The sequence below is a fragment of the Bacillus sp. 1780r2a1 genome (genome assembly GCA_024134725.1).
GTDB lineage: Bacteria > Bacillota > Bacilli > Bacillales > Bacillaceae_H > Priestia > Priestia aryabhattai_A.
The window spans coordinates 1,407,830-1,420,573 of the sequence record CP099863.1; the positions used below are offsets into that span (position 1 = coordinate 1,407,830).

At 38.8% G+C, this 12,744-nt stretch carries 15 protein-coding genes; 14 read left to right on the plus strand and 1 reads right to left on the minus strand.

Annotated features, from left to right (window positions below):
* The first annotated feature begins 63 nt into the window (after positions 1 to 63).
* From NIZ91_07060 to NIZ91_07075, 4 genes are all read left to right on the plus strand, one after another.
* A complete protein-coding gene (locus NIZ91_07060; GenBank protein ID USY56406.1) occupies positions 64 to 483 on the plus strand; it encodes a CBS domain-containing protein in 420 nt (139 codons plus the stop codon).
* Between the two features lie 198 nt (positions 484 to 681).
* Positions 682 to 1,650, plus strand: coding sequence for a CAP domain-containing protein (locus NIZ91_07065; protein ID USY56407.1), 969 nt, complete (start codon positions 682 to 684; stop codon positions 1,648 to 1,650).
* A gap of 68 nt (positions 1,651 to 1,718) precedes the next feature.
* Complete coding sequence (locus NIZ91_07070) at positions 1,719 to 2,486, plus strand: sporulation protein YpjB (protein USY56408.1); 768 nt, start codon at positions 1,719 to 1,721, stop codon at positions 2,484 to 2,486.
* Positions 2,487 to 2,548: 62 nt separating this feature from the next.
* A complete protein-coding gene (locus tag NIZ91_07075) occupies positions 2,549 to 3,226 on the plus strand; it encodes a zinc metallopeptidase (GenBank protein ID USY56409.1) in 678 nt (225 codons plus the stop codon).
* Positions 3,227 to 3,528: 302 nt separating this feature from the next.
* On the opposite strand, the gene NIZ91_07080 is transcribed toward NIZ91_07075, so the two are convergent.
* Positions 3,529 to 4,401, minus strand: a complete 873-nt coding sequence (locus NIZ91_07080; GenBank protein USY57111.1) for a YitT family protein — start codon at positions 4,399 to 4,401, stop codon at positions 3,529 to 3,531.
* 300 nt (positions 4,402 to 4,701) lie between these two features.
* Here NIZ91_07080 and NIZ91_07085 point away from each other — a divergent pair, with 300 nt between their 5' ends.
* From NIZ91_07085 to panD, 10 genes are all read left to right on the plus strand, one after another.
* Entirely contained in the window at positions 4,702 to 5,043 is a 342-nt protein-coding gene (locus NIZ91_07085; protein ID USY56410.1) for a nucleotide pyrophosphohydrolase, read from the plus strand.
* A gap of 1 nt (position 5,044) precedes the next feature.
* Positions 5,045 to 5,845: a 4-hydroxy-tetrahydrodipicolinate reductase gene (gene dapB / locus NIZ91_07090; protein USY56411.1), complete on the plus strand. Its 801-nt coding sequence runs from the start codon at positions 5,045 to 5,047 to the stop codon at positions 5,843 to 5,845.
* A gap of 12 nt (positions 5,846 to 5,857) precedes the next feature.
* Positions 5,858 to 6,256, plus strand: coding sequence for a methylglyoxal synthase (mgsA, locus tag NIZ91_07095; protein USY56412.1), 399 nt, complete (start codon positions 5,858 to 5,860; stop codon positions 6,254 to 6,256).
* Positions 6,257 to 6,270: 14 nt separating this feature from the next.
* On the plus strand, positions 6,271 to 6,981 hold the full coding sequence (gene bshB1, locus NIZ91_07100; GenBank protein ID USY57112.1) for a bacillithiol biosynthesis deacetylase BshB1: 711 nt from the start codon (positions 6,271 to 6,273) through the stop codon (positions 6,979 to 6,981).
* On the plus strand, positions 6,978 to 8,105 hold the full coding sequence (bshA, locus tag NIZ91_07105; protein USY56413.1) for an N-acetyl-alpha-D-glucosaminyl L-malate synthase BshA: 1,128 nt from the start codon (positions 6,978 to 6,980) through the stop codon (positions 8,103 to 8,105). Before bshB1 ends, bshA begins: the two co-directional genes overlap by 4 nt.
* Before the next feature lie 15 nt (positions 8,106 to 8,120).
* On the plus strand, positions 8,121 to 9,326 hold the full coding sequence (locus NIZ91_07110) for a CCA tRNA nucleotidyltransferase (protein USY56414.1): 1,206 nt from the start codon (positions 8,121 to 8,123) through the stop codon (positions 9,324 to 9,326).
* A complete protein-coding gene (locus tag NIZ91_07115; GenBank protein ID USY56415.1) occupies positions 9,296 to 10,282 on the plus strand; it encodes a biotin--[acetyl-CoA-carboxylase] ligase in 987 nt (328 codons plus the stop codon). Before NIZ91_07110 ends, NIZ91_07115 begins: the two co-directional genes overlap by 31 nt.
* A 274-nt stretch (positions 10,283 to 10,556) precedes the next feature.
* A complete protein-coding gene (gene panB, locus NIZ91_07120; GenBank protein ID USY56416.1) occupies positions 10,557 to 11,390 on the plus strand; it encodes a 3-methyl-2-oxobutanoate hydroxymethyltransferase in 834 nt (277 codons plus the stop codon).
* 1 nt (position 11,391) lies between these two features.
* Entirely contained in the window at positions 11,392 to 12,237 is an 846-nt protein-coding gene (gene panC / locus NIZ91_07125) for a pantoate--beta-alanine ligase (GenBank protein USY56417.1), read from the plus strand.
* Between the two features lie 21 nt (positions 12,238 to 12,258).
* A complete protein-coding gene (gene panD, locus NIZ91_07130; GenBank protein ID USY56418.1) occupies positions 12,259 to 12,642 on the plus strand; it encodes an aspartate 1-decarboxylase in 384 nt (127 codons plus the stop codon).
* Positions 12,643 to 12,744: the final 102 nt, after the last annotated feature.

The following is a 12,744-nucleotide window of genomic DNA, read 5'->3' on the forward strand; positions in this document are numbered from 1 at the left end:
AATGAAGTGAAAGTTTTCGGGGAAAACGGTCAAACTAACGTTGAATGTAAAGGAGGAGAGTCAATGAAATATGTTCGTGACGTAATGACAACAGACGTTGAAACATGTACGACGTTAGATAATGTATATGAAGTTGCTTTAAAGATGAAAGAGTTAAACGTTGGTAGTATTCCAATTGTTGATCAAGATCGATTAATTGGGTTAATAACTGATCGAGACTTGGTTATTCGAGGCATCGCTGAAAAGAAACCAAATTCCAGTAAAGTAACTGACGTCATGAGTGATAAGCTAGTAACCGTATCCAGCGAATCAACGGTAGAAGAAGCTGTGAAAATTATGGCTAATCACCAAATTAGAAGACTTCCAGTTGTAGAAGGAAACAAGCTGATTGGAGTTGTCGCTTTAGGAGATTTATCGACGTATCGCTTTACAGATGAACAAGCAGGTCAAGCTCTTTCTCGTATTTCCAATCAACTTCATTAATTAAAGAAAAGCTGTCGGCATCAATGGATGTTGATAGCTTTTTTATTAGCTATTTTTACGTCAATACATGTATAATAGCTTTACAAACCCTTGAAAAGGTAAGGAGAGGAACTGACGCTGAAAAAAATTATATTTGTTCTCGTGTTAATCGTTGCATTTGTATACGCTGATGAATATATCCCTTTATTGGAGCAGTATGTGAATGAATCAGTACAAGAAGAAGTTTCAAATAATGAGACTAAAAATAATCGTGCAGTTGAAACAGCTGCACCGGAAATAGAAGGGGAAAATGTCATTGATTTAATTGGCTTACACCCTGAACAGGTTATGGGCATGTATGGTGAACCAATGCGTGTTGATCCTTCGGCCTATGGCTATGATTGGTGGATATATAAAAGCGACACTAACTCCTATATGCAAGTAGGAGTTGATGGCGATCGAGTAGTAAGCGTATATTCTATTGGTCAAAGTGTAAATACCGCACCATTTATAATTGGTCAATCTCGATCTGAAGTAGACAAAGCTGTTGAAATCGAGCGAGAAGTTGAGTTAAGAGAAGGGCTGAATTCCTATCAATTTCAACTGAATGATGAAGATTTAAAGATGCGCCCATTAGTAAAGTACGATGATGTATATATTCAGCTTTATTTTGATCAATTTTTAAATACGTTATCAAGTATCCGCGTGATGGATAGTGAAACTTTAGTGAAGCAAAAGCCGTATGAAGTAATGTATAGAGGGAGCCTGCCTGAAGCACCATCAATTTCTCCAGAAGAGTGGAAAGAGATTGAAGAGGGAGCTTCCCAGCAAATTATCGACTTAACGAATGTGATTAGAAAGCGCCATGGAAAAGATTCGTTATCATGGGATGAAGACACGGCGAAAGTAGCTTATTTACACAGTAAAGAAATGAGTGATTTAAAATATTTCGCTCATGAGTCTCCAGTTCAAGGTGATTTAGGAAATCGTCTGCAAAAAGGAGACGTCTTGTATCGGATGGCTGGTGAAAACATTGCATCTAACTATACGGATGGTCCAGCTGCGGTTGAAGGTTGGTTAAATAGTGAAGGTCACCGTAAAGCGCTTTTAAATAATGATTTTACTCATCTTGGTGTTGGCGTGTATGAAAAGTTTTATACGCAAAACTTTATTACACCTTTGAAGTAGGGATTTAATAGGTCTACTCTTGTCCTATTCCTCATAAGTTTCTAATAGAAGCTAGAGGAGGGACAAGAATGAACAAGAAAATATCTGTCATCGCCATGCTTATTTTTTTACTATTAACAACATCAGTTAATGCGGCTACACAGCAAACTTGGGATAAGTTAAATCAACTTGCTGATGAAACATTAGACCTTGCTCAGCAAGAAAAATATGATGAAGCGCGTAATTTAGTGAAACAATTTTCACATGAAGTTTCTAGCGTAAATATACATGATTTAGATTTATCCGCTAAAGAATATCAAGTGCTGGTCGTAACGGCTCAAAATGTTGAGAGAGCACTAGGGGATGAAAACAGTAACCCTGTAAGTACAACATTACAGTTTCGGTTACTAGTAGATGCTTTATCAAGTGAGTATCAACCCCTCTGGACAGAAATGGAAAAAGAAGTTATTACCACGTTTCAAGATATGAAAATGAGTATATCAAAAGGTGAAGATGGGCAGTATCAAGAAGAGCTTCAAAGTTTACTGCAAGCCTATGAACTGATTTCTCCAAGTGTTCAAGTAGATGTCGATGATAAGGATATTGAACGTGTTGAACAGCATATCGAAGATTTAAAGCAAGATAATGCAATGGTGATGTCTTCACAAGAATTAGTAGCAGCAGAAGAAGATTTTCAGTCTTTGTTTGAACACTTAAAAGAAGATAAGGTAGATCCGTCACTTATATGGGTGATGGTCACGACAGGAAGTATTATTGTATTTACTTTATCGTATGTTGGTTTTCGTAAGTATCGAGCAGAGCGTGTTCAAAAGGCTGAGCCAGAGCGAAATGATTGACGGACATATTCGAATTGTCTAAAATGAAAATGTACCAACCATACAAGTAAAGGAGTGTGCAGATGGGGTTTTTGGTTTATTTTCTCATCATTATTTTAGTGCCGATTTGGGCACAGTTTAAAGTGAAAAGTGCTTATAAAAAATATTCAAAAGTAAGCAGTTCTTCTGGAATGACAGGTGCTGAAGTGGCACGACGTATCTTGGACGAAAACGGCTTGTACAACGTTCAAGTTGAGCCAGTTCGCGGCGTGTTGTCTGACCACTATGATCCACGTTCAAAAGTAGTACGATTATCTGAAGATAACTACTTCGGAACATCCGTGGCAGGCGCAGCGGTAGCAGCCCACGAAGTAGGGCACGCAATTCAAGACGATGAAAACTATTCGTTTTTACGCATGCGTCATGCCCTAGTACCGGTAGCGAACATCGGGTCAAATTTTTCATGGATTTTAATTATGATTGGAATTTTTGCTCAGATGAGCGGCCTACTACTGCTAGGTATTGTATTTATGGCAGCAGCTGTTTTATTCCAGGTTGTAACGCTTCCAGTTGAGTTTAACGCATCAAATCGTGCGATGAACCTACTCGTATCAAGCGGTGTGATTCGCAATGACGAAGAGCGTGAGACGCGAAAAGTACTAAACGCAGCGGCTTTAACATACGTTGCAGCAGCAGCGGTTGCAGTACTAGAGCTTGTGCGTTTAATCTTAATTTACACAGGAATGAACAACGAAGATTAATTGAAATAAGTCTGAACAAAAGTATTTCAGTCAATGAGATATCCGAATTATCGGGAGTTAATTACTTTCGATAGCTCGGATATTTTTTATTGATTTTGCAAGATAATTAAAAAAGAGAGGAATGAAGGCAGGATACTCGACTCCTGCGTGAGAAGGAGGAAAGACTGAGACACCCCTGCACTGGGGTGTCTGCAGCACAATGAAACAAGCCTGTTCTTATAATTAAACTATTGTAGAAACGTTATAATTCCTCTCCTGAGAAAGGAGCATTTAGTTATGTAAAGTCTCTTTGTATGGATAACTTAACGTTCTAAAGGTTTTTTATTTTCATCTAATGTGAAGCCTTCACCTAGTACATCGTGAACGTCACTCACCGCTACAAACGCATATGCATCAACAGAAGTGATGACCTGTTTTAATCGAAAGATTTCATTTTTACTTACGACACAGTACAATACGTTAGTTTCTTGTTTAGAGTAAGATCCTTGGCCTTTTAAAATCGTCACTCCACGCTCCATTTCTTGCATGATTTTTGCTGAAATCTCTTCGTTATGAGTAGAGATAATGGTTGCTCCTTTTGCAGCGTAAGCGCCGTCTTGAATAAAATCAATAACTTTAGCAGCGACAAATACGGCTACGAGTGTATACATTGCCTCTGTATAAGTCAAGTAATAAATAAGGGAAGTAATAATAACAAGAAAGTCGAATAAAAACATTGTTTTGCCCATGTTCCATCCAATATATTTCTGAACGAGACGAGCGATAATATCAACTCCACCCGTTGTGCCTCCGTATCTAAAAATAATTCCAAGGCCAACTCCAATAAATACACCCGCAAATAAAGCAGCAAGCGTCATGTCATCTTTTAAAGGCATATCGACTGGAAACCGTTGAAAAACCCATAAGAACACAGAAAGACTAATAACTCCGAGTATAGTGTAGTAAAATGAAGTTCGTCCTAACAGCTTCCATCCAACAAAGAATAGTGGAATGTTAAGCACTAAGTTTGAATAGGAAGGGTCGATGTTAAATAAAAAGTATAAAAGCAGTGTAATACCAGTAAATCCTCCCTCTGCCAGGTTGTTTTGCATGTTGAAATTCACAAGTCCAAACCCAAAAATAGCTGAACCTAACAAAATAAAAAAGATATTCTTAAACCTTAGTCCTTTCACAATAAAAACCTCCTTTTATAAACATGAGTCTATTCTTTCCTATCATACTAGATGAATAAGAGAAGTGTCATCATCCAAATGAACCGTCCAGAGCGCTTTGTTTGTATCATACACGTTTAAAGATTTAATCATGCACGGTTAAAGAGAACAGCTTTATTCATTTATAATGTTTGTTAATCAAGCTTTTCTATTAAGAAATTTAGGAAAGAGATGTTATAATATGAAGTTGAATGTACAAAAAATGAAAAGTTAAATATCTATTATTTAATGAGACAGGCATAGAAGGTAAAGAGGTGAATATATATGACGGACAAATCAATGAAGGAAATGCAGGCTGAAGTTGATCAATATATTGGACAGTTTAAAGAAGGCTACTTTAGCCCTTTGGCGATGCTGGCTCGTATGACTGAAGAAGTTGGAGAGTTATCGCGTGAAATTAATCATTATTACGGAGAAAAACCTAAAAAGACAACGGAAGCAGAGCGGACAGTTGAAGAGGAAATGGGCGATATTTTATTTGTATTAATTTGCTTTGCCAATTCGCTAAATATCGATTTAGAAGAAGCACATAATCGCGTTATGGAGAAATTTAATACGCGTGATAAAGATCGTTGGACAAAAATTGATGAACAAGGAGAGAATTAACATGAAAAAAATTCGAATTATACTTGCAGGTCCTCGTGGGAGAATGGGAAAAGAAGCTGTGACATTAATTCAAGAGACGGAAGCATTTGAATTAGTAGCTGCAGTTGATCGCGTTCATGAAGGGAAGTTAATTAGTGAAGTAGAAGGAATGCCAAATGTTCAGGCTCCTATCTTTACAGATATTGAAAAATGCTTTCAAGCTGTTGAAGCTGATGTATTAGTTGATTTAACAACGCCTGAAATTGGAAGAGTACATACGAAAAAAGCGTTAGAATACGGCATCCGTCCAGTAGTCGGAACAACAGGTTTTTCGGAAACTGATTTAGCGGAATTAAAAGAATTAGCAGAGGAAAAAGGAATCGGCTGTATCATTGCTCCAAACTTTGCAATCGGTGCTATCTTAATGATGAAGTTCTCTCAAATGGCGGCAAAATATTTTGACGATGTTGAAATTATTGAGCTTCACCATGATCAGAAGCTAGATGCACCTTCTGGAACAGGGTTAAAAACAGCAGAGCTTATCAGCGAAGTTCGTGAAACGAAACAGCAAGGTCACCCAGAAGAAAAAGAAATTTTAGCGGGGGCAAGAGGAGCTACGTATGATGGGATCCACCTTCATAGCGTACGCTTACCTGGGTTAATTGCTCACCAGGAAGTACTATTTGGCGGTTTTGGACAAGGACTAAAGATTCGTCATGATTCGTATAATCGTGCATCCTTCATGTCCGGTGTAAAGCTTGCAGTTGAAGCAGTAATAAATGTTGATACGCTTGTATATGGTCTGGAAAATATCATTGAATAAGGAGAGGCATATATGAAAATAGCATTAATTGCACATGATAAAAAGAAAAATGACATGGTTCAATTTACAACTGCTTACCAACATATTTTAAAGGAACATGAGCTTTTCGCAACAGGCACAACGGGAATGCGAATTTCTGAAGCGACTGGGTTGGCCATTCATCGTTTTCAATCTGGACCATTAGGTGGAGACCAAGAAATTGGTGCCCTTGTTGCGCAGAACAAAATGGATATGATTATTTTTTTTCGTGACCCGCTTACAGCTCAACCTCATGAGCCAGATGTATCAGCACTTATGCGCCTCTGTGATGTATATGCTATTCCACTTGCGACCAATATGGGAACAGCTGAGGTTCTAATTCATGGTTTAGAACGAGGAGATTTACAATGGCGTTCAATTTTAAAACAATAGGGTGAAATAAAATGATTGAAAAAATAGATGTTCTTGCTTTTGGAGCTCATGCTGATGACGTTGAAATCGGCATGGGTGGTACCATCGCCAAGATGACTGAGCAAGGTTTAAAGGTTGCTATCTGTGATTTGACAGAAGCAGAACTATCGTCAAATGGAACAGTAGAGCTACGCAAACAAGAGGCTGAAAAGGCAGGACAACTTCTCGGTGTACACAAGCGAATTCAATTACAGCTACCGGATAGAGGACTGTTCTTACAACAATCCTACATTAGAGAAATTGTATCAGTAATACGTAAATGTCAGCCGAAACTTGTGTTTGCTCCTTATTTTGATGATCGTCATCCTGATCATGGAAACTGCGCGCGTCTAGTCGAAGAAGCCGTATTTTCAGCTGGAATTCGTAACTACACGGCAGAACAAAACATGGGGGCTCATCGAACGGATGGACTGTATTTTTATATGATTAATGGTTTCCATAAACCTGACTTCGCTGTTGATGTAACGAATACATTCGAAAAGAAAAAACAAAGCTTACAAGCATATGAAAGTCAGTTTATCAAACAGAAAGGAAGCGTGGAGACGCCGCTGGTTAACGGATACATAGAAACCGTTGAAAGCCGCGAGCGCATGTTTGGAAAAGAAGTAGGCGTTCAGTATGCAGAAGGTTTTCTTTCTAAGAAGCCCCTACTTATTTATGATGACCTAGTAGGTGGCGTTAGATGAAACTAAAAATTGGTATCACGTGTTATCCTTCAGTTGGTGGCTCTGGCGTTATTGCAACTGAATTAGGAAAGCTCCTTGCAGAAAAAGGACACGAAATTCACTTCATTTCATCAAGTATGCCTTTTCGCTTAAACAAGGTGTACTCAAATATTTATTTCCATGAAGTAGAAGTGAACCAGTATTCGGTATTTAAGTATCCACCTTATGATTTGGCACTAGCAAGTAAGATGGCAGAAGTTGCACAGCGTGAGGAACTAGATTTAATTCATGCTCATTATGCCATTCCCCATGCGGTGTGTGCGTTTCTAGCTAAGCAAATGGTGTCACCTAATCTAAAAATAGTAACAACGCTCCATGGGACGGATATTACAGTTCTTGGAGAAGACTCATCGCTAACAGAACTAATTAAATTTGCAATTGAAAAATCTGATTGTGTGACTGCCGTATCTGACGCGTTAATTGAGCAAACGAACCAGCTCATTAGTCCAGATAAAGATATTTGCACAGTTTATAACTTTATTGATGAGCGAGAATATTATCGAAAAGATGTAGGGAATTTAAAGCAGGACTATGGAATTTTAGAAGATGAAAAGGTCATTATTCACGTTTCAAATTTCCGTCAAGTTAAGAGAGTGCAAGATGTTGTGCGCGCGTTTAAACGAATTCATGAACGTGTTCCTTCTAAGCTGTTGCTCGTTGGAGACGGTCCAGATATGAGAAATGTAAGTCAGCTTGTAAAAGAATTGGAACTTGAGGATGCGGTGTTGTTTTTAGGAAAGCAAGATAACGTAGCAGAACTCTATTCAATTAGTGATTTAAAGCTATTGTTTTCTGAAAAAGAAAGCTTTGGTCTTGTGTTACTAGAAGCAATGGCTTGCGGAGTACCTTGTATTGGTACAAGAATCGGTGGAATCCCAGAGGTTATTGAAGATGGCGTAACGGGTTATATTTGTGAATTAGGAGACGTTGAAACAGCTGCAGATAAAGCCGTTCAGCTGCTAAGTAATCAACAGCTTCATCAACAAATAAGCAGAGGCGCTTTACAGGCAGTGAATCAAAAATTTCATTCAACGGAGATTGTAAATCAATATGAACAGCTTTATTACAATCTTGTACAACGTTAAGGAATGGAGGATATTATGAAAGAGCCTTTCATCCATCCATTATTTATTATTCACACACTACAGCAAGCTGGACATGAAGCTTATTTTGTTGGTGGTGCTGTTCGAGATATGATCTTACAGCGAAAAGTAGGTGATGTAGATATTGCAACATCTGCTCTTCCTGACGATGTTATGAGTCTATTTTCAAAAACAATTCATGTGGGGATTGAGCATGGAACCGTTGTGGTGCTTCATGAAGGAGAGCAATATGAAGTTACTACCTTTCGATCAGAAGGGGAATATGAAGATTTCAGGCGTCCTGCATCCGTTCAGTTTATTTCATCACTGGTAGAAGATCTAAAACGTCGTGACTTTACTATCAACGCCATGGCTATGAATGAAAAAGGTGAAATTATTGATCCGTTTAACGGTAGAGAAGATTTGCGGAATCAGCTTATCCGTACGGTAGGAAATCCAGAAGAACGTTTTCACGAAGACGCGCTGCGAATGATGAGAGCGGTTCGGTTTGTTAGTCAGCTAGCATTTTCTATTTCAGATAAAACGAAGAGAGCTATTTCAGAGCATGGAAATCTATTGAAGCACGTATCAGTTGAAAGAATTACCATTGAGTTTGAGAAGCTTCTTTTGGGTAAACGCCCTTCTTTAGCGCTTGCGCTCATAGCAGACACTAAATTATATGAGCACTTGCCAGGATTAGATATTGGTGAAGAAGCTTTTCGCCGCTTGTGTAAATACGACTGGATGATGCTTGAAGATATATCGGAATGCTGGACACTTCTACTTTATTTGCTAGGGGTTGATCCTGATCCATTTTTACGTCAATGGAAGCTTGCTAATCGACAAATAAAGGCTGTGAAGCTTCAGCTTGGTGGACTTGAGGACGTCTTAGAAAATGGTTGGTCAAAAGAAACATTGTATCAACTTGGAGAAGAGTCTGCCCTAAGAGTAAACCGAGTTCTGCAATTAGTAAGAAGCACTAACTATCTTCATACAACTTTGCTTATTTCTCGTTATCGAGAGCTTCCTATTCACTCTATGAAGGAACTTGCTATTACGGGCCAAGATGTTATGACATGGGTAGATCGTAAGGGTGGTCCATGGCTTTCAACTTTGTTACAGGATATAGAGAAGAAAGTGTTGAATGGTGAATTACAAAATAGCAAAGGGTCGATAAAGGAGTGGGTACAGTCTTGCAAACAGATATTAGAAGAACGTTATTAGAGATGTTTACAAACGCAGAAGGTGAATATGTATCTGGGCAGCGCATTAGCGACTTGCTAGGCTGTTCAAGAACTGCAGTTTGGAAACATATTGAAGACTTAAGAAAAGAAGGCTATGAACTAGAAGCTGTTCGAAAGAAAGGGTATCGCATCGTTACTAAGCCTAATAAAGTAAGTACAAATGAGCTGCTTCTTGGTCTGCAAACGAAAAAAATCGGTCAAAATCTTTACTATGAAGAAACTGTGGAGTCAACACAAAAAATTGCACATCGTCTTGCTCAAGAAGGAGCTGTCGAAGGAACGGTAGTTGTAGCGGAAGAGCAAACAGCTGGTCGAGGTCGCTTGGCTCGTAAATGGTACTCTCCAAAATACACGGGAGTGTGGATGAGTATTATCTTGCGACCTGCAATTCCACCACAGCATGCACCACAGCTGACACTATTAGCCGCCGTAGCAATTGTACAAGCAATACAAGAAGTAACAAATGTACTACCCGATATAAAATGGCCAAACGATATTTTAGTGAACAATAAAAAGCTAGTAGGAATCTTAACTGAGATGCAAGCTGATGTTGAGCAAGTTCACTCTGTTATTATTGGAATTGGAATCAATGTGAATCAAAAGCTAGAACATTTTGATTCTGATATTCAACACTTGGCGACATCTTTATCAATTGAAGAGCAAAAAGAAGTGAATCGTGCAGCTCTTATGCAAGCGATTTTCTTAAAGATGGAATCTTTGTATGAAGATTATTTAGAAAATGGTTTTGGGTTAGTAAAGCACTTATGGGAATCTTATTCTATTAGCATTGGAAAGCGGATTGTTGCACGCACTTTGAAAGCAACGATTGAAGGGTACGCAAAAGGGATTACAAACGATGGCGTCCTGCTGTTAGAGGATGATTATGGAACGGTTCATCATATTCATTCTGCTGATATTGAACTCTCTTCGAAATAAAACTAGAAAATGTAAGAATATTTCTTTATAATACGAGTATCAGGGTAGTATCGACAGAACTTCACCTGATACTCTTTTTTATAATTTATCGTTTACGAACTGCCTTGATCTAAAAAAGACTAGGACAGAGGGATGACAATATATAAGGACAAGCGTGTGCTCTTAAGCACGCTGTTTAGCTATAGACTGCTTTTGTCAAAAACCTTCTTCCTTTTTAAGTGTAAGAAGGTTTTTTTTGCGTTGTCATCTCCTCTAGTATAGGAGGAGATTTATTGTGAAAACGAAGCTTGATTTCTTAAAAATGAAACAGCAACAAGAACCGATTGTTATGCTTACTGCTTACGACTACCCGTCTGCAAAATATGCGGAAGCATCAGAGGTGGACATGATTTTAGTAGGAGATTCATTGGGAATGGTTGTATTAGGGTATGACTCAACTATTCCAGTGACGGTCGATGACATGATTCATCATACAAAAGCAGTGAAAAGAGGAGCGCCTAATACATTTATCGTAACGGATATGCCTTTTATGTCTTATCATATTTCAAAAGAAGAAACGATGAAACAAGCAGCTCGAATTATGCAAGAAAGCGGGGCGCATGCTCTAAAGATAGAAGGCGCAGACGATGTTATTTTTACGATTTCAGAATTAACACAAGCAGGGATTCCAGTTATTGCTCATCTTGGTTTAACACCACAGTCTGTCGGTGTTCTGGGGGGGTACAAGGTACAAGGTAAAGAAGCAAGTGAAGCGAAAAAGCTAATTGAAGATGCCGTGAAATGTGAGCAAGCGGGTGCAATAGCAGTAGTTTTAGAATGTGTACCGAAACAAGTAGCAGAAGATATTTCGAAGAAGCTAAGCATTCCAACCATTGGTATTGGAGCAGGAAAAGAAACGGATGGTCAGGTGCTTGTCTATCATGATGTGTTGACGTATGGGGTTGAGCGCTTTCCAAAATTCGTTAAGCCATTTGGTAACATTGGAGAGGTTGCAAAAAAAGGACTTTCTCAGTATGTACACGATGTTAAAGTTGGAAAATTTCCGGAAGAGAGCCATACATTTAGCATGAACGATGAACAGCTAACGGCTCTATATGGAGGGAAGTAAGATGAAAGTTATCTCTACTGCCAAGGATATGCAAGAGCTTTCGATTCAGCTTCAGCGTCAAGGGAAAACAATCGGATTTGTACCGACAATGGGATTTCTACATGAAGGTCACCTTGCGCTACTTAAACAGGCGCGTGCAGAGAACGATGTGGTCGTTTTAAGCATTTTTGTTAATCCAACTCAGTTCGGACCAAACGAGGACTTTGATACGTACCCACGAGACTTTAAACGTGATGAACGCTTAGCTAAAGCGGAAGAGGCTGATTATTTATTTTACCCAAGCGTGGATGAAATGTATCCTGGTCAAGCTTCCATTTCTATATCGGTCACTAACCGTGTAGATGTGCTTTGTGGAGCCAAGCGTCCAGGTCATTTTGACGGTGTTGCAACAGTCCTAACAAAACTGTTTCATCTTGTACAGCCTAAGCGAGCATACTTTGGGAAAAAGGATGCTCAGCAAGTAGCCGTGGTGCATGGATTGATTACTGATTTTAAGTTCCCAATTGAGCTCGTAGCGGTTGATACGGTGCGAGAAGACGATGGCCTTGCTAAAAGTTCAAGAAATGTGAACTTGCTAGATGCTGAGCGTAACGAAGCGCCTGCTTTGTATCGAAGTCTACAAGAAGCGAAGCAATTAGTTGAAAGCGGTGAGCGTGACGTTGCGACAATTAAAGCGCAGATTGAAAGAACGATTAAAAATAATACGAGCGGTACAATAGATTACGTAGCGATTTATTCTTACCCTGAGCTAAAGCCTCTAAATAAGCTAGATGGACAGGTTATTATTGCGCTCGCTATACAATTCTCTAAAGCTCGATTAATTGATAATATTATTATGGCAATCTGACCATAGAAAGAGGGTTTCCTGATGTTTCGAACAATGATGAACGCAAAAATTCATAGAGCACATGTGACAGAAGCAAATTTAAACTATGTGGGAAGTATTACGATTGATGAAGATTTAATTGATGCTGTAGGTATCCAGCCAAATGAAAAAGTACAAATCGTGAACAATAACAATGGTGCTCGCCTAGAGACGTATGTTATACCGGGAGAGAGAGGCAGCGGAGTAGTTTGTTTAAACGGTGCGGCAGCACGTCTCGTACAGCCCGGAGATGTTGTTATTATTATCTCTTATGTACTAGTAGCAGAAGAAAAAGTAGCTGATCATCATCCAACAGTAGCCATCATGGATGAACAGAACAAAATTAAACAATTGCTTAAACAAGAGCCAGCTGGTACAATTTTATAATATTATCCCCCTTAATCGAGGGGGATTTTTTTGAGCGAATAGAAGCTCTACATAAGTAGTTTCGTATAGAAGCAGGTATTTTCTTTTATACTATAAGAACAG